This is a genomic window from Ruegeria sp. BHSC026 (assembly GCF_059613065.1).
In genome coordinates this window covers 88,896-105,246 of the sequence record NZ_JBXWRV010000007.1, presented here as the reverse complement: position 1 = coordinate 105,246, position 16,351 = coordinate 88,896, and the positions used below count along the sequence as shown (strand labels likewise).

15 protein-coding genes are annotated in these 16,351 nt (G+C 64.6%); 3 read left to right on the top strand and 12 right to left on the bottom strand.

What is annotated here, in order from left to right:
• Positions 1–31 precede the first annotated feature (31 nt).
• The 4 genes from AC2FME_RS11170 to AC2FME_RS11155 all read right to left on the bottom strand — a co-directional run bounded on the left by AC2FME_RS11170 (position 32) and on the right by AC2FME_RS11155 (position 4,684).
• Positions 32–1,975: an AMP-binding protein gene (locus AC2FME_RS11170; protein ID WP_496800496.1), complete on the bottom strand. Its 1,944-nt coding sequence runs from the start codon at positions 1,973–1,975 to the stop codon at positions 32–34.
• A 173-nt stretch (positions 1,976–2,148) separates the two neighbouring features.
• Entirely contained in the window at positions 2,149–2,547 is a 399-nt protein-coding gene (gene mutT, locus AC2FME_RS11165; RefSeq protein ID WP_496681018.1) for an 8-oxo-dGTP diphosphatase MutT, read from the bottom strand.
• 55 nt (positions 2,548–2,602) lie between these two features.
• Positions 2,603–3,829, bottom strand: a complete 1,227-nt coding sequence (argJ, locus tag AC2FME_RS11160) for a bifunctional glutamate N-acetyltransferase/amino-acid acetyltransferase ArgJ (protein WP_496800460.1) — start codon at positions 3,827–3,829, stop codon at positions 2,603–2,605.
• A gap of 6 nt (positions 3,830–3,835) precedes the next feature.
• Positions 3,836–4,684, bottom strand: coding sequence for a peptidylprolyl isomerase (locus AC2FME_RS11155; protein ID WP_496710993.1), 849 nt, complete (start codon positions 4,682–4,684; stop codon positions 3,836–3,838).
• A 175-nt stretch (positions 4,685–4,859) separates the two neighbouring features.
• On the opposite strand from AC2FME_RS11155, the gene secA reads away from it, so the two are divergent.
• From secA to AC2FME_RS11140, 3 genes are all read left to right on the top strand, one after another.
• On the top strand, positions 4,860–7,565 hold the full coding sequence (gene secA / locus AC2FME_RS11150; RefSeq protein WP_496800459.1) for a preprotein translocase subunit SecA: 2,706 nt from the start codon (positions 4,860–4,862) through the stop codon (positions 7,563–7,565).
• 106 nt (positions 7,566–7,671) lie between these two features.
• On the top strand, positions 7,672–8,568 hold the full coding sequence (locus AC2FME_RS11145; RefSeq protein WP_496800495.1) for a hypothetical protein: 897 nt from the start codon (positions 7,672–7,674) through the stop codon (positions 8,566–8,568).
• Between the two features lie 24 nt (positions 8,569–8,592).
• Positions 8,593–10,149: a phosphate ABC transporter substrate-binding/OmpA family protein gene (locus AC2FME_RS11140; RefSeq protein ID WP_496681027.1), complete on the top strand. Its 1,557-nt coding sequence runs from the start codon at positions 8,593–8,595 to the stop codon at positions 10,147–10,149.
• A 3-nt stretch (positions 10,150–10,152) separates the two neighbouring features.
• On the opposite strand, the gene radC is transcribed toward AC2FME_RS11140, so the two are convergent.
• From radC to AC2FME_RS11100, 8 genes are read right to left on the bottom strand one after another with little or no spacing between them, the layout of a single operon-like run.
• Positions 10,153–10,908: a RadC family protein gene (gene radC, locus AC2FME_RS11135; RefSeq protein ID WP_170457055.1), complete on the bottom strand. Its 756-nt coding sequence runs from the start codon at positions 10,906–10,908 to the stop codon at positions 10,153–10,155.
• 36 nt (positions 10,909–10,944) lie between these two features.
• Complete coding sequence (locus tag AC2FME_RS11130; RefSeq protein ID WP_496800458.1) at positions 10,945–11,679, bottom strand: ABC transporter permease; 735 nt, start codon at positions 11,677–11,679, stop codon at positions 10,945–10,947.
• Positions 11,676–12,404, bottom strand: a complete 729-nt coding sequence (locus tag AC2FME_RS11125) for an ABC transporter ATP-binding protein (RefSeq protein ID WP_496687800.1) — start codon at positions 12,402–12,404, stop codon at positions 11,676–11,678. Before AC2FME_RS11125 ends, AC2FME_RS11130 begins: the two co-directional genes overlap by 4 nt.
• Positions 12,401–13,075, bottom strand: coding sequence for a thiaminase II (tenA, locus tag AC2FME_RS11120; protein ID WP_496800457.1), 675 nt, complete (start codon positions 13,073–13,075; stop codon positions 12,401–12,403). Before tenA ends, AC2FME_RS11125 begins: the two co-directional genes overlap by 4 nt.
• A complete protein-coding gene (locus AC2FME_RS11115) occupies positions 13,072–14,007 on the bottom strand; it encodes an ABC transporter substrate-binding protein (RefSeq protein ID WP_496800456.1) in 936 nt (311 codons plus the stop codon). The genes tenA and AC2FME_RS11115 overlap by 4 nt, the downstream gene beginning before the upstream one ends.
• Before the next feature lie 20 nt (positions 14,008–14,027).
• Positions 14,028–14,990 (bottom strand): ThiF family adenylyltransferase, encoded by a 963-nt coding sequence (locus tag AC2FME_RS11110; RefSeq protein ID WP_496800455.1) that lies wholly within the window; start codon positions 14,988–14,990, stop codon positions 14,028–14,030.
• Positions 14,987–15,583 (bottom strand): thiamine phosphate synthase, encoded by a 597-nt coding sequence (locus AC2FME_RS11105; RefSeq protein ID WP_496800454.1) that lies wholly within the window; start codon positions 15,581–15,583, stop codon positions 14,987–14,989. The genes AC2FME_RS11110 and AC2FME_RS11105 overlap by 4 nt, the downstream gene beginning before the upstream one ends.
• On the bottom strand, positions 15,580–16,350 hold the full coding sequence (locus tag AC2FME_RS11100) for a thiazole synthase (RefSeq protein ID WP_496800453.1): 771 nt from the start codon (positions 16,348–16,350) through the stop codon (positions 15,580–15,582). Before AC2FME_RS11100 ends, AC2FME_RS11105 begins: the two co-directional genes overlap by 4 nt.
• Position 16,351: the final 1 nt, after the last annotated feature.

The window sequence follows — 16,351 nt, the reverse complement described above, 5'->3', positions numbered from 1 at the left end:
TGGCCGCAGGCCGAGCGGCGCGCGACCGGCCTCATTCCGCGGCCACCTTCTGATGCGACACCGGCGCGACCGGCACGTCGACGATCTGCAGCGTGGCGCTGATGGATCCCTTGCGTCCGTCCTCATAGGTCACCTCGGTCGTGGTCGAGACCGTCTCGGACCCGTCATAGAGCGCGGCGATGATGTCGGCGTATTTGTCCTCGACGAACTTGCGGCGCACCTTTCGGGTGCGGGTGATCTCGCCATCATCGGGGTCCAGTTCCTTGTGCAGCACCACGAACCGGTGCACCTGGCAACCCGACAGCATCTCGTCGGCGGCAACCGACTTGTTGACCTCTTCCACGTGGCTGCGGATCGTCTCCAGCACCCGCGTATGGCCCGCCAGTTCCTGGTACGAGGCATAGGCGATGTTGTTGCGCTCGGCCCAATTGCCCACCGCCGTCAGGTCTATGTTGATGAACGCCACGCAACGGTCGCGACCATTGCCGAACAGCACCGCTTCGAGGATGTCGGGATAGAACTTCAGCTTGTTCTCGACATATTTCGGCGCAAACATCGAGCCATCGGCCATCTTGCCCACGTCCTTGGCGCGGTCGATGATCCGCAGGTGGCCGCTGCTTTCCTCGATGAAGCCCGCGTCGCCCGTGGCCACCCAACCTTCGGGGTCTTTGGTCGAGGCGGTGGATTCGGGGTTCTTGAAATATTCGACGAACACGCCGGGCGAGCGATAGAAGATCTCGCCATTCTCGGCGATCTTAAGCTCGACATCGGGGGCCGGGACGCCCACCGTGTCGGCCCGAACCTCGCCGTCGGGCTGGACGGTGATGAACACCGTCGCCTCGGTCTGGCCATAAAGCTGTTTGAGGTTGATCCCCAGCGAGCGGTAGAACTCGAAGATTTCGGGCCCGATCGCCTCGCCCGCGGTGTATCCCACGCGAATGCGGCTATAGCCCAGCGTATCCTTGAGCGGCCCATAGACCAGCACGTTGCCGATCGCGTATTTCAAACGGTCCATGAAACTGACCGGCTTGCCGTCCAGGATGCGTCCACCGACCTTCTTGGCGTGATCCATGAAATAGCGGAACATCCGCTGCTTCATCGGGCTGGCATCCTCCATCCGGATCATCACGTTGGTCAACTGGGTCTCGAACACCCGCGGCGGCGCGAAGAAATAGGTCGGCCCGATCTCGCGCAGGTCGGTCATCATCGTGTCGGCGCTTTCGGGGCAGTTCACGCAGAAGCCGCACCAATAGGCCTGACCGATCGAGAAGATGAAGTCTCCCACCCAAGCCATCGGCAGATAGGACAGGATATCCTCGTTCTGGGTCAGGTGGTCGAATTCGGCCGAGTTCTTTGCGCTTTCGATCACGTTGCGGTTCGACAGAACCACGCCCTTGGGCTTGCCCGTGGTGCCCGAGGTATAGAGCATCACGCAGGTGTCGTCATAGGTGATCTCGGCGATGCGGCGGTCCAGCTCGGCATCGAACCGGTGATGCCCGGCGCGCCCCTCGGCCATGATGTCGCTCAGCGCGTTCATCTGGCTGTGGTCGTATTTCCGCATGCCGCGCTTGTCTGTGTACAGGATGTGCTTGACCTGGTGCAGGTCCTGCTGGATCTCGATGACCTTGTCGACCTGTTCCTGGTCGCCGCAGACCACGTATTTCGCGCCGCAGTGCTCCAGCACATAGGCCATCTCTTCTGCGACCGAGTCCTGATACAGCGGCACCGGCACCGCGCCCACCATCTGGGCCGCGACCATCGACCAGTAATGCGCCGGGCGGTTGCGCCCGATCACGGCGATATGGTCGCCCTTTTCAACGCCAAGCTCCAGGAACCCCAACGCCAGCGCACGAATCTCGGCGGCTGTTTCCGCCCAGGTCCAGCACTGCCAGATCCCGAATTCCTTTTCGCGGTAGGCCGGGGCATCCCCGAACTGCGTCGCATTGCGGTGTAGCAGCGCCGGAAGGGAGTGCATCCCCTCGGCGCCCGACTGCGTCTGAGCCAATTCTATCTCTCCTCCCCATCCGACCCCGGTTTGGGCCGGAACGACGTCGCCGGGTCAGACCCGCGCGCCGCTGCCCCGATTAAGGACAAGGAGGACGATCAGCGTCAACTTTTTCGTGATGTTTTCCGGAATCTTACGAATTGTTACAGCCAATCCCGCAGGATCGGGATCAGTGGAACATCTGCCGCCGGCATCGGATAGTTGCGCAGGTCGTTCGCGCGCACCCATTTCAGCGCCTGACCTTCTTTCGACTGCGGGATGCCCTGCCATTTCCGGCATGCGAACAGAGGCATCAGCAGGTGGAAATCGTCATAGCTGTGGCTGGCAAAGGTCAGCGGCGCCAGGCACGAGGCCCAGGTGTCGATGCCCAGTTCCTCGTGCAATTCGCGGATCAGGGCGGCCTCGGGGGTTTCACCCGGCTCGATCTTGCCGCCGGGAAATTCCCACAGCCCGGCCATGGACTTACCCTCCGGGCGCTGCGCCAGCAGCACCCGCCCATCCACGTCGATCAAGGCGACGGCAGAGACGAGAACCGTTTTCATTGTCGCAGTCCCGGACGCAAAACCGGGCTCCACTTCTGCTGGAATTGCTCTGATGTCACGACCGGTAGTCCGCGTTGATCTCGATGTACCCGTGCGTCAGGTCGCAGGTCCAGACAGTGGCCTTGCCCGCGCCCAGCCCCAGATCGACCGCGATCACCAGTTCCTGGCCTTTCATATAAGCGGCGGCGTGTTCCTCGCGATAGGTTGGGCTGACCCAGCCGTTTTCGGCCACGAGGATATCGCCGAAGGAAATGCTGAGCGTGTCGCGATCGGCCGCCGCGCCGGATTTGCCGATCGCCATGACGACACGGCCCCAGTTCGGATCCTCGCCCGCGATGGCGGTCTTGACCAGCGGTGAATTGGCGATGGCCATACCGTGGACCTTGGCATCGGCGTCCGAGGCGGCGCCGGTCACGCGGATCTCGACGAATTTGGTGGCGCCTTCGCCGTCCTTCACCACCTGATGCGCCAGATCCAGCATCACCGATTCCAGCGCCCGCGCGAAATCGGCATTGCCGGTGGCCTCCACCCCTGACGCGCCCGTCGCGCACAGCAGCAGGCTGTCCGAGGTCGAGGTGTCGCTGTCCACGGTGATGCAGTTGAAGGTCCGATCGGTCTGCTCGGCCAGCAACCGTTGCAGCGCCGGTTGCTCGATCTTCGCATCGGTGAAGATATAGACCAGCATCGTCGCCATGTCGGGCGCGATCATGCCCGACCCTTTGGCAATCCCCGCAATAGAGACTGTTTTGCCGTCAATCTCCACCTGCGCGCTCGCGCCTTTGGGGAAGGTGTCGGTGGTCATGATCGCCCGCGCCGCCTCTTCCAACGCGTCGGCGCGCAGGCCGGCGGTCAGTTCGTCCAGCCGGGCCACGATCCGGTCATGCGGCAGCGGCTCGCCGATCACCCCTGTGGACGAGGTGAACACGCGGCTCTGCGCCACACCGGTCGCCTGCGCCACGGCTTCGGTGATCTGCTCGACCGACGCCTGCCCGTACTGCCCGGTAAAGGCGTTGGCGTTGCCCGAGTTCACCAGGATCGCCGCCGCCCCGTCGCTGGGCCCGCCGATCTTGTCCTGGCAATCCAGCACCGGCGCCGCACGGGTGGCCGAGCGGGTGAATACCCCCGCCACCGCGGTGCCCGGATCGAGCACCGCCAGCATCACGTCGGTGCGGCCCTGATACCGCACCCCGGCGGCGACCGTGGCGAATCGCGCACCGTCGACAACCGGCAGATCAGGAAAGGCCGCGGGGGCCAGCGGAGACACCTTGGTGATCTTGGCCAATGGGGTTTACTCCTGAACCAGGTCCAGCTTACGGACCACGTCCGGGGTCAGGCCCTCGACATCGGGGCGCTCGACGCTGCCCGCCTGGGTCAGCTCGTCGATCCTGGCCTGAATGGCCTCCTGACGGACGGACTGGGCCAGCTCGTCGCGCACCTCGGCCAGCTCGGGCGCTTCGGATTTGCGTTTGTCGTTCAGAATCACGACATGCCATCCGAACTGGGTCTGCACCGGGTCCGAAACCTGACCTTTTTCCAGCCCGATCACGGCCTGTTCGAACTCGGGCACCATCTGGCCCTTGCCGAACCAGCCCAGCGCGCCGCCATTGGGACCGGACGGACCGGTGGATTTCTCCTTGGCCAGCTCGGCAAAATCGGCGCCGTCATCCAGTTGCGCTTTGATCTCTTTGGCCTCGTCCTCGGTCGCAACAAGGATGTGGCTGGCGTTGAACTCGTCCTCGCCCTGGAACTCGGCGAACTGCGCGTCATAGGCGGCCTGGATCGCGTCGTCGGTCACCTGGGCATCGGTGATCTGGTTCACCGTCTGCACCGCCTTCAGCGAGCGCGCCTCGTTTTCCAGCATCAGCGCGTTCAGGCGGGTCAGGTCTTCCTGCTCTTGGCTCAGCAGCTGCTGCTGTATCAGCTGCTCGACGATGAACTGGTACAGCACCTCGTCATCCAGCTGCTGATATTGCGGCGGCAGGCTGGCCGCGGTGGCGATGACATGGCCCAAAGTGATCTCGTCGCCGTTGACGCGCGCCACAACCGTGTCGGCCGAAGGTTCGGTTTCGGCGGCAACCGGCAGGGCCATCATGGCCGCAAGCGCCAGCGATGGCAGAAAAGTGAGACCTTTGGGCATGAATTCATCCTATATTCTGGCCGCGACAGGGCGTGGCGTTGACACTCTGGAACCTGCCGCTTACATCGCTTGAAGCCTTTGACAGGACCATCTTTCCTCCCAGCTATCTATGGGTTGCGCGCAAGGTGGGCAAGCCTGTCGCAACCAAGACAAGAAAAGATCCGCTGGAGTGAACATGCTGGGACTCGGTACGCTTGCCAAAAAGGTGTTCGGAACACCGAACGACCGCAAGATCAAGGCAACCCGCCCGCTGGTCGAAAAGATCAACGCGCTGGAGCCGGAGTTCGAGAAGCTCTCGGATGACGATCTGAAGGCCAAGACCGACGAGTTGCGCAAACGCGCCAAGGAGGGAGAGAGTCTGGACGACCTGCTGCCCGAAGCCTTCGCCAACGTCCGCGAGGGCGCAAAACGGGCTCTGGGTCTGCGGGCCTTCGACGTGCAGCTTCTGGGCGGTATCTTCCTGCATCAGGGCAACATCGCCGAGATGAAGACGGGCGAAGGCAAGACTCTGGTCGCCACCTTCCCCGCCTATCTGAACGCACTGACCGGCAAGGGCGTGCATGTGGTCACGGTCAACGAATACCTGGCCAAGCGCGACGCCGAATGGATGGGCAAGGTGTTCGGCGCCCTCGGCATGACGACCGGTGTGATCTGGTCGGGTCAGCCCGATGCCGAGAAAAAGGCCGCCTATGCCTGCGACATCACCTATGCCACCAACAACGAGCTGGGCTTCGACTATCTGCGCGACAACATGAAGTCGGACCTGGCGGACGTCTACCAGAAGTACCACAATTTCGCGATCGTGGACGAGGTCGACTCGATCCTGATCGACGAGGCGCGCACGCCGCTGATCATCTCGGGGCCGTCGCAGGACCGGTCGGATCTGTACACCGCCATCGACGCGCTGATCCCCGAGCTGCAGGAAGATCATTATACGATCGACGAAAAATCCCGCAGCGTGACGTTCACAGATGAAGGCAACGAGTTCCTGGAAGAACAGCTGCAGGCCCGCGGCCTGCTGCCCGAGGGCCAGTCGCTGTACGACCCCGAAAGCACCACGGTGGTGCACCACGTCAACCAGGGCCTGCGCGCGCACAAGCTGTTCCAGCGCGACAAGGACTACATCGTCCGCGACGGCAACGTGGTTCTGATCGACGAATTCACCGGGCGCATGATGCCGGGCCGCCGCCTGTCCGAAGGTCTGCACCAGGCGATTGAGGCCAAGGAAGGGGTGCCGATCCAGCCCGAGAACGTGACCCTGGCCAGCGTGACCTTCCAGAACTATTTCCGCCTGTACGACAAGCTGGCCGGCATGACCGGCACCGCCCTGACCGAGGCCGAGGAATTCGCCGAGATCTATGGCCTGGGCGTTGTCGAGATTCCGACCAACAAGCCGATCGCTCGCGTGGACGAGGATGATCAGGTCTATCGCACCGCGGCCGAGAAATACGCGGCCATGATCGAAGAGATCAAGAAAGCCAACGCCAAGGGCCAGCCGGTTCTGGTTGGCACGACCTCGATCGAGAAGTCCGAGATGCTCAGCCAGATGCTGACCAAGGAAGGCATCAAGCACAACGTCCTGAACGCCCGCCAGCACGAGCAGGAGGCCCAGATCGTGGCCGAGGCCGGACGTCTGGGCGCGGTGACCATCGCCACCAACATGGCCGGCCGCGGCACCGACATCCAGCTGGGCGGCAACGTGGACATGAGCGTGATGCAGGCGCTGGCCGAGAACCCCGACGCCGACCCGGCGGAGCTGCGTGCCCGGGAAGAATCTCGCCACGCCGAGGAAAAGCAGAAGGTGCTGGAGGCCGGAGGTTTGTTCGTTCTGGCCTCGGAACGCCATGAAAGCCGCCGCATCGACAACCAGCTGCGCGGCCGCTCGGGCCGTCAGGGCGACCCGGGCCGCACCGTGTTCTTCCTCAGCCTGGAAGACGACCTGATGCGCATCTTCGGCTCGGAACGGCTGGACAAGGTTCTGACCACGCTGGGCATGAAAGAAGGCGAGGCGATCGTGCACCCTTGGGTGAACAAATCGCTGGAGCGCGCGCAGGCCAAGGTCGAAGCCCGCAACTTCGACATGCGCAAGAACGTCCTCAAGTTCGACGACGTTATGAACGATCAGCGCAAGGTGATCTTCAGCCAGCGCCGCGAGATCATGTCCTCCTACGATCTATCCGACATCGTGTCAGACATGCGCGAGCAGGTGATCGACGACCTGATCGACCAGTATATGCCGCCCAAGAGCTATGCCGACCAATGGGATACCGAGGGGCTGCACGCGGCGGTCAAGGACAAGCTGAACATGGATGCCCCGGTTCAGGACTGGGCCGCCGAAGAAGGCGTGGACGATGAAGCCATCCGTGAGCGCCTGATCAAGGCCGCCGACGAGATGATGGCCCAGAAGGCCGTCGCCTTCGGCCCCGAGAACATGCGCAACATCGAAAAGCAGGTGCTGCTGCAGACCATCGACAGCAAATGGCGCGAGCACCTGCTGACGCTGGAGCATCTGCGCTCGGTCATCGGGTTCCGCAGCTATGCCCAGCGCGACCCGCTGAACGAATACAAGACCGAGGCGTTCCAGCTGTTCGAGAACATGCTGGACGGCATGCGCGAGACGGTGACCCAACATCTGGCACGTGTGCGCCCGCTGAGCGAGGAAGAGCAGCGCGAGATGCTGGCCCAGATGCAGGCGCAGCAGGCCCAGATCCAGAAGGCCGCCGAACGGGCCGAAGCGGTGGCCGAAGCCAAGGCCTCGGGCGATGCGCGCCCCGGCTTCGTCGAGGACGACCCGTCAACCTGGGGCAATCCCTCGCGCAACGATCAATGTCCCTGCGGATCGGGCAAGAAGTTCAAGCATTGCCATGGCCGGCTGGTCTGACCCGGCCCAATTTCCGACACAATGACTCCGCGTCGCGGCCACAGATTGGCCGCGATCTTTAACGACAGTCTCCCTCGCTCCTTTAACTGGGGAGGGTGTCTTGTTCGTGATTCGAAACTATGTGACCACCGGCGGTACGGTCGCGTGCGCGCTGGCCATCGGGTATCTGATGCAGTACGGCCCAGCGGCGCAGTCGGCCGCATCCCCCTCTGCGGGCCAGACTGCTGTTGCCGAAAGTACGATGATCGCCGGGCTCGAGGACATCGTCCTGACCTCCGCCTCTCCGGCCACCGGCGACACCCCAACCCCGGACACCGCGCGCCCTGCCCCCGCCGACGCGACCGCCGCGGCCGATTGCGGGCTGCGTGCCCGGGCGACGACCGTGCCACTGGCTTCCGCCCATGTCGTCGTGACGGCGCCATGCCATCCGAACCAGACAGTCGAACTGCTGCACAGCGGCATGGTCTTCACCGGACAGACCGATCAGGACGGGCGGCTGGATCTGACCATCCCCGTTCTGGCCGAGTACGCGATTTTCCTGATCTCGTTCGATGACAAGCTGGGCACGGTGGCCACCACCCATGTGCCCGAGATCGCCGGGTTCGACCGTGTGGCCCTTCAATGGTCGGGCAACACCGAGCTGCAGCTGCATGCGCTGGAATTCGGTGCGTCGTATGGCGAAGCCGGGCATGTCTGGTCGAACGCGGAAGCGCAAGGCACAGGCCGGGTGGACCACTATGGCACCGGCGGCGGCCGCAAGGTCGAAATCTACTCGATTCCCAAGAACGGCAACGGAACCGACGGATCAGTCGCTCTGACCGTCGAGGCCGAAATCACCCCCGCGAACTGCGGGCAGGAGCTGAGCATGCAATCGCTCGAGCTGCTGAGCGACCAGGAACTGCGGTCTCGCGAATTGTCGCTTGTTCTACCCGCCTGCGACAGCGGGCAGGATTTTCTGGTGTTGAATAATCTGTTCCAAGACCTGAAAATCGCCGCAAACTAATCGGCAGGCGGGTCAACGGGATTAATGACATTTCTTCGCGCGGCGGTGACGGCGGTGTCGCTGTTCACGGGTGTATCGGGCGCCCTGGCACAAGACATCACACTGACCTCGCATGACGGTCAGGTCGAGATCACGGGCACCCTTCTGGGATATGACGGCGAGTTCTACCGCGTCGGGACCCGGTTCGGAGAGCTGACGGTGGACGGCTCGGGGGTGACCTGCGATGGCCCGGCCTGCCCCAACCTGACCGATTTCGTCACCGAACTGCACCTGTCGGGCGCCCCGGTGATGGCCGAAACTCTGTTTCCTGCGCTGATCGAAGGCTTTGCCGAACGAGAAGGGCTGATGCTGATACGCACCGACCTGGGCGCCGACCGGTTTCAACTGGCCCTGCATCGGGCCGGACGCGATGCGCCCATGGCCCGATTTACCCTGCACGCCACCCCTACCGGCCAGGCGTTTGCCGATCTGATCGCCGATGAAACCGATATCGCCTTGGCGCTGCGCGAGATCCGCGCGCCCGAGATCGCTGCGGCCCGTGATGCCGGTCTTGGCGACCTGACCCGGCCGCGCCGCTCGCGGGTGGTGGCGCTGGACGCGCTGGTGCCGGTGGTGGCACAGGACAATCCGTTGACGCAGATCTCGCCGGCGGACTTGGCGCGCGTGTTCAGCGGCGCGGTGACCAACTGGGCCGAACTCGGCGGCCCGGACGCGCCGATTTCCCTGCATCTGCCCGATGCGGGATCAGGCCTGGCGCAGGCCGTGCAGGACCAGCTGTTACAACCCGCCCAGGCACAACCCGCCGACACCGCGATCCGCCATGCACGGGGCAGCGATCTGGTCGCGGCCATCGCGCGCGATCCCTTTGCCATCGGAATCGCCACCTTGGCCCAGGTCCGCGGGTTGCGCGCCCTGCCGCTGGCGGGAGGCTGCGGTCACGCGATGCGGGCCACCCGCCCGGCCATCAAGACCGAGGACTACCCCCTGACCCTGCCGATGTTCCTGTATTTGCCACAGCGGCGCCTGCCCAAGATCGCCCGACAGTTTCTGGCCTATGCCCTGGGTCCCGAGGCGCAGATGGTGATCCGCAAAGCCGGGTTCACCGACCAATCGCACGAGGCCGTTCAGATCGGGCTGCAGGGGGACCGGCTGGCCAATGCCATCACTTCGGGCGGGTCCGAAGTGGGGCTGCAGGAGCTGCAACGCATGGTCGAAACCCTGCGCCCCCTCTCGCGCCTGTCGCTATCGTTCCGGTTCGAGCCGGGATCGTCGCGGCCGGACGCACAGTCACGGTCGAACATCCAGCAATTGGCGCAGGCGCTGGAGGCCGGCCAATATGACGGGCGCAAGCTGGTCTTCGTCGGCTTCAGCGACGGCGACGGACCGGCCGAGTCCAATGCCCGGATCGCCCTGCGCCGGGCGCAGACCGTGCGCAACGCGGTTCTGGCAGCGGTGCAGACATCGGTGCCCGACTCCGTCGACATCTCGGTCGAGGGGTTCGGAGAGGCGATGCCCCTGGCCTGCGACGACACCGACTGGGGCCGCAAGGCCAACCGTCGTGTCGAAGTCTGGGTGCGCTAGCGGTTAGAGATAACCTTCTGAGCGGAAGCTCAGTTCGGTCGATTTCCCGATGATCAGGTGGTCGTGCAAGGTCAGCCCAAGTGCGGCGCAGGCATCGTTGATGCGGTTGGTCATGTCGATATCCGACTGCGACGGCGTCGGGTCGCCCGACGGGTGGTTGTGCACCAAGATCAGCGCCGAGGCGTTCAGCTCCAGCGCGCGTTTGGCGACCTCGCGCGGGTAGACGGGTACGTGATCGACGGTGCCCTTGGCCTGCTCCTCATCCGCGATCAGCACGTTCTTGCGGTCCAAGTAGAACACGCGGAACTGCTCGATCTCGCGATGGGCCATGGTGGTGTGGCAATAATCCAGCAACGCGTCCCAGCTGGAGATCACATGCCGCTGCATCACCCGGGCGCGGGCCATGCGATGGGCGCAGGCCTCGAGGATCTTGAGGTCGGTGATGACGGTATCGCCCACGCCCTTGATCTGGCGCAGACGCTCGACCGGGGCGGTCAGCACCCGGTTGAAATCGCCGAACGTATCCAGCAGCCGCCGCGCCAGCGGCTTCACGTCCTGCCGGGGGATCGAGCGGAACAGGACCAGTTCCAGCAGCTCGTAATCCGGCATCGCCCCCGCGCCACCCGACATGAACCGTTCGCGCAGGCGCTTGCGGTGGTCCTTGATATACGAGGGCAGACGACCCGTGGGCAGCGGCGTGACCGGCGCTTCGTCACTTTCGAACAGCGATGGGGCTTCGGCAAAGGCGTCCTTGGTCATGCGCCCATGATTGCCGCAGAATCGGTTTCCGAATGGTTAACGCGCCTCACCGGCCATGCGGGCTGTGGCGCGGCGCACAACCAGATGCAGCAGGATCGAGAACACCCCCAGCGTCAGCATCGCGGCGAACATCAGGTCGGTCTTGGCGCGGCCATTGGCCAGCAGCATCAGGTATCCCAACCCCTGAGACGAGCCGACCCATTCGCCGATCACGGCCCCGATCGGCGCATAGACCGCCGCCAGCCGCATCCCCGAGGCCAGCGAGGGCAGCGCTGCCGGGATGCGGATATGCCACAACACGCTGCGTGAGCTGGCCTGCATGGTGCGGGCCAGGTCCAGATAACCGGGCGGCGTGCGCATCAGCCCGTCGAAAAACGACGCGGTGATGGGGAAATAGATGATCAGCACGGCCATCGCGACCTTGGACCACAGCCCATAGCCCAGCCACAGGGTCAGCAATGGCGCCAGCGCAAAGACCGGCAGTGCCTGGGTGAACACAAGCATCGGCTGCACCAGCACCCGCGCGGCGCGGGAATTGGCTAGCTGCAGCGCCGTTATGACACCCAGCACCGTTCCAAAGGCCAGGCCGATCAGCACCTCGATGGCGGTGATCCAGGTGTGCTCGGCGATCAGCCAGCGGTTCTGCCACCAGGTCTCGGCCACCAATGCCGGGCCAGGCAGGATGAATTTCGGCAGGCCGGTCAGGGTGACGATCGCCTGCCAGAGGGCCAGCGCAAACAGCGTCGCGGCAAGGGCCGAGAGCGTCTTCATGCCACCTCCTCCCGCAGCAGCTTCAGCAGCGCCCCCTGCGTTTCAAGCGTCTCGAGATCGTCCACCTTGCGCGGCACCGGCGCATGGGGCGGCTGACACGGGGTCAGGCCACTGCGCGTCATCACCATGATCGACTGACCCAGACGCGCGGCCTCGGCCGGGTCGTGGGTGACCAGCAGGACGGTGCGTCCCTGCAACGCTTCGGCGGCCAGGTCCTGCATGTCAGCGCGGGTGCGCGCATCCAGCGCCGAGAACGGCTCGTCCAACAGGATGATTGGCTTGTCCTCCATCAGGGTGCGGGCCAGCGCCACGCGCTGACTCTGCCCGCCGGACAGTTCCGAGGGCTTCTTGGTCATGTGATCCCGCAACCCCATCCGTTCGATCAGCCGGGCGCGGCGGTCCTCGTCGATCCGTTCGCCGCGCAACCGGGCACCCAGCGCCACGTTCTGCGCGACCGTGGCCCAAGGCAGCAGCAGATCGTCCTGCGCCATGTAGGCGACGCGCTCGGCCACCGGCAGCCCGTCGCTGGCGCGGATCTCGCCGGTGAACTCGGCCCCCGTCGCCAACCCGGCGATCAGGCGCAGAACCGTGGTCTTGCCGACCCCCGATCCGCCCAGCAGACAGGTCCACTGCCCCGCCTTCAGCGACAGGGTCAGCGGCGCGAACAGCGGCGCGCCGTCGATGCTGGCCTGTCCGCTGAGGATCAGATCGGGGGGCGGGGTCATGGGGTCAGACCCATCTGCCAGAAATTCACTTCGAGCTCGGTCGCGGTGCGGAAGGTCTGGCACAGGCGATCCCAACGCGGTGTGGTACGGAAATCCGCCCCAAGCCGTCGTGTCAGAGCCGAATCCAGCAACTCACCCACGGCCCGGCAGGCTTCCTGATATTCACTGCTGGAATAGGCGTCGATCCAATCGCGATAGGTGTCCGAGGTGGCCTCGGCCGCCAGCCGGGTGCCGATTTCCCCGTATCCCATCACGCAGGGCGCCAGCGCCGCCAACAGGTCCAGCAGATCACCGCTGTAGCCGGCCTCGAGCACATAGCGGGTATAGGCCAGGTTCTCGGGGCGTTCGGGCGTGGCGAACAACTCGTCCTGGCCGATGCCCTCGGCCTCGCAAATGCCGATATGCAACTTCATCTCTTCGCTGATCAGACTGTTCACCGTGCGCGACGCGGCCAGCATCTCGGCATGGGTTTCCGATTTCACCACCGCCAGCGCCCAGGCGCGCGAGAAGTGGATCAGGAACACGTAATCCTGCCGCAGGTAATGCAGGAACGCCGCGCGCGGCAGGGTGCCGTCCTTCAGTCCCTCGACAAAGGCGTGGCGGGTATAGTCCCGCCACGGCCCGTGCGCCGCGTCGCGCATCAGTGCGAAGGCTTTGCCGTACTCGCTCATTGCGCGGTCACGTCGATGGTGATGTCGCTGACCGGGTTGATACTGTCGATCATGCCGGACTCTTTCAGAAAGGCCTCGAACCGGGCATAGCGGCCGGCATCGAATCCCGCCGGGCGCAGTGCGAAACGCGGCAGGGTATCGACCCAGGCGCGGGCGTTCAGCTCGTCCTGCAACTCGGGCGAGGTGGCGGCGAAGATCTCCCAGCTTTTTTCCGGATTGTTCACGATGAACTGCGTGGCCTTCTCGGTCGCGGCCAGGAAACGGGCGATCATGTCCTTGTCCATCGTTTCGGGGTTGGCCACATAGATCAGCTCGTCATAGGGCGGCACGCCTTCTTCCTCGATGTAGAAGCAGCGGCCCGGAACGCCTTCGATATCCATCTGGTTCAGTTCGAAATTGCGGAAGGCGCCGATCACGGCGTCCACCTGCCCGGTCATCAGCGACGGCGACAGCGAGAAGTTGACGTTGATCATCTCGATATCGTCCAGCGACACGCCATGCGCGTTCAGCATCGCGGTCAGGATCGCCTCTTCGACACCGGCAACCGAAAAGCCGATCTTCTTGCCCTTGAGATCGGCCAGCGTGTTGATCGGGCCATCCTCGAGCACCAGAAGGCAGTTCAGCGGCGTGGCGACCAGCGTCCCGACCCGTTTCAGCGGCAGGCCCTCGTGGATCTGCAGGTGCAGCTGCGGCTGGTAGGACACGGCCAAATCGGCCTGACCGGCGGCCACAAGGCGCGGCGGGGCGGACGGATCGGCGGGCGGAACGATTTCGACCTCAAGCCCCTGTTCGGCGAAATATCCGTTTTCCTGCGCCACGATGATCGGCCCGTGGTCGGGGTTCACGAACCAGTCCAGTAGAATGGTCATCTTGTCCTGCGCCCAGGCGGGCGCGGCGGCCAGCAAGGCAAGGGCGGCGATCAGTTTCTTCATGGTCTGCGTTTCCTTTTGCTTCACGACGTTGCGGCGGCGACCAGAACGATCCGGCCGGGCCAATGGGGGTGGAGTTCCTCTGCCGCGCGCCAGGCGCGCAGCCCGGTGGCACAGCAGAGGGCCAGCGATTTTCCTTTGTTAGGATCTGTTTTCAGCGCTTCGACCGTCAATCGGCGAGCGTTGGGGTGAATCGGCTGGGGGGCCTCATCGACGCTGCGCAGATCGACAACCAGGTCGTTCGGGGTCAGTTGCGAGGGAGCAACAAAGGGGAAATGGCCGTCCGGTTCCGGCGCGGTGTCAAAGCGAAAGCCGCTGCTGATACAGCTGCGCCCGTCCACCTGCACCATTTGGCCCAACGGCGAAGGCTCGAGGCCCAGGATCACGCCCAGCGCCATCTGCGCCTGCATCGCGCCGATCATCGCTACGACCGGGCCTAGAACGCCCGCGGTGGCACAACTGGCGCCACTGTCCGGCGCGTCGGGAAAAACCGCGCGCAAGGAGGGCGCACGGCCGCAGAACCCGCCGACATACCCCGACAGGCCCAAAACCGAGGCGCTGATCAGCGGCTTGCCCTGCGCCAGGCAGGTATCCGACAACGTATAGCTGGCCGCGTAACTGTCCGCGCAGTCCAGAACCAAATCGGCCTCGGCCACCAATTCAGCTGCATTTGCAGGCGTTAGAGTCTGTTTTCGCGCTGCAACGGTAATCTCGCTGTTCAGTGCCCGGCAGCGTTCGGCGGCCGCTTCGGCCTTGGGGCGGCCGCAATCGGACTCGGCAAACAGCGTCTGGCGATGCAGGTTCGACAGGTCCACTGTATCGGGATCGACGATGGTCAGATGCCCCACCCCAACCCCGACCAGCAGCGGAAGCACGGGCGCGGCAAGCCCGCCGGCGCCGACGACCAAAACCCGCGCGCGGGCAAGCCGGTTCTGCCCCACGGCCCCGACCTCGGGCAGGATCATCTGGCGGGCATAGCGGCTCATCGCGTAACCTCGATCCACTGGCGCACCCGCGCTTCGGGGTCGGCGTTCAGGGTGATGTCGGTCACGGCCGAGACGATGTCGGCCCCGGCCTGAAACACGCCCGGCGCGCGCTCGACGCTCATACCGCCGATGCCCACCAGAGGGATGTCACCCACGCGCCGTTTCCACTCGGTCACCCGCGGCAGGCCCTGTTGGTGCCATTTCATCTTTTTAAGGATGGTCGGATAGACCGGCCCCAATGCCACATAGTCCGGGTCCATCGACAACACGCGTTCAAGCTCGTCATCGTCATGCGTGGACACGCCCAGTTTCAGCCCGGCCTTGCGGATGGCAGGTAAATCGGCGTCGTCCAGATCCTCCTGCCCCAGGTGGATCCAATCGCAGCCCGCGTCGATGGCGGCCCGCCAATAGTCGTTCACCACCAGCACCGCGCCGTGGTCGCTGCACAGGGCCTGCGCGGTGGCGATCTCCGCGCGTACCACCGCGTCGGGCTGATCCTTGATGCGCAGCTGCACCAACTTTACGCCCAGGGGCAGCATCCGCCGCAGCCAGTCGGTGTGATCGAAGATCGGATAGAAGCGGTCGAGCATCATGACAGAAAGGCCTTTCCGATCACGGGGGTCGAGGGTTCGGCCATGTCGCGCGGCTCGATCGGGTCGGCCTGATGCGCCAATTGCCCGGCCCGCACCGCCAGCGCCATGGCCTGCGCCATCGCCACCGGATCGCCCGCGCGGGCAACGGCGGTGTTCAGCAGAACCGCGTCATAGCCCAGCTCCATCGCGTGGGCGGCGTGGCTGGGCAGGCCGATGCCCGCATCCACCACCAGCGGCACGTCGGGAAACTCGGCCCGCATCGCGCGCAGGGCGTATTCGTTGTTCAAACCCCGCCCCGACCCGATCGGCGCGCCCCAGGGCATCAGCACCTGGCACCCGGCGGCCAGCAGACGCTCGGCCACGATCAGGTCTTCGGTGGTGTAGGGAAACACCTGGAACCCCTCGTCGGTCAGGATCCGCGCGGCCTCGACCAGTTGGAACACGTCGGGCTGCAGGCTGTCGGTGTGGCCGATCAGTTCCAGCTTGATCCACGGTGTGTCGAACACCTCGCGCGCCATGTGGGCGGTGGTGACGGCCTCTTTGACCGTGTGACAGCCGGCGGTGTTGGGCAGGATCAGCACGCCCAGATCGCGGATCATCGACCAGAACGCCTGACCCGCCCCGCCCGCGCCCTCGCGCCGCAATGACACCGTAGCCACGCCCGCGCCGCTGGCTTGGAAGGCCTGTTCCAGGATCGCCGGGCTGGGATATTGCGCGGTGCCCAGCATCAGCGGGTTGGGCAGTTCGGTGCCGTAAAACGTTTTCATC

What these genes read in the sequence shown, in the direction of transcription:
- radC (WP_170457055.1), bottom strand. Translation starts at nt 10,908, where the DNA reads ATGACCAAGGACGCCTTTGCCGAAGCCCCATCGCTGTTCGAAAGTGAC.
- mutT (WP_496681018.1), bottom strand. Translation starts at nt 2,547, where the DNA reads ATGAAAACGGTTCTCGTCTCTGCCGTCGCCTTGATCGACGTGGATGGG.
- AC2FME_RS11110 (WP_496800455.1), bottom strand. Translation starts at nt 14,990, where the DNA reads ATGAGCCGCTATGCCCGCCAGATGATCCTGCCCGAGGTCGGGGCCGTG.
- AC2FME_RS11140 (WP_496681027.1), top strand. Translation starts at nt 8,593, where the DNA reads ATGACATTTCTTCGCGCGGCGGTGACGGCGGTGTCGCTGTTCACGGGT.
- AC2FME_RS11105 (WP_496800454.1), bottom strand. Translation starts at nt 15,583, where the DNA reads ATGATGCTCGACCGCTTCTATCCGATCTTCGATCACACCGACTGGCTG.
- AC2FME_RS11125 (WP_496687800.1), bottom strand. Translation starts at nt 12,404, where the DNA reads ATGACCCCGCCCCCCGATCTGATCCTCAGCGGACAGGCCAGCATCGAC.
- secA (WP_496800459.1), top strand. Translation starts at nt 4,860, where the DNA reads ATGCTGGGACTCGGTACGCTTGCCAAAAAGGTGTTCGGAACACCGAAC.
- AC2FME_RS11100 (WP_496800453.1), bottom strand. Translation starts at nt 16,350, where the DNA reads ATGAAAACGTTTTACGGCACCGAACTGCCCAACCCGCTGATGCTGGGC.
- tenA (WP_496800457.1), bottom strand. Translation starts at nt 13,075, where the DNA reads ATGAGCGAGTACGGCAAAGCCTTCGCACTGATGCGCGACGCGGCGCAC.
- AC2FME_RS11115 (WP_496800456.1), bottom strand. Translation starts at nt 14,007, where the DNA reads ATGAAGAAACTGATCGCCGCCCTTGCCTTGCTGGCCGCCGCGCCCGCC.
- AC2FME_RS11170 (WP_496800496.1), bottom strand. Translation starts at nt 1,975, where the DNA reads ATGCACTCCCTTCCGGCGCTGCTACACCGCAATGCGACGCAGTTCGGG.
- AC2FME_RS11155 (WP_496710993.1), bottom strand. Translation starts at nt 4,684, where the DNA reads ATGCCCAAAGGTCTCACTTTTCTGCCATCGCTGGCGCTTGCGGCCATG.
- AC2FME_RS11130 (WP_496800458.1), bottom strand. Translation starts at nt 11,679, where the DNA reads ATGAAGACGCTCTCGGCCCTTGCCGCGACGCTGTTTGCGCTGGCCCTC.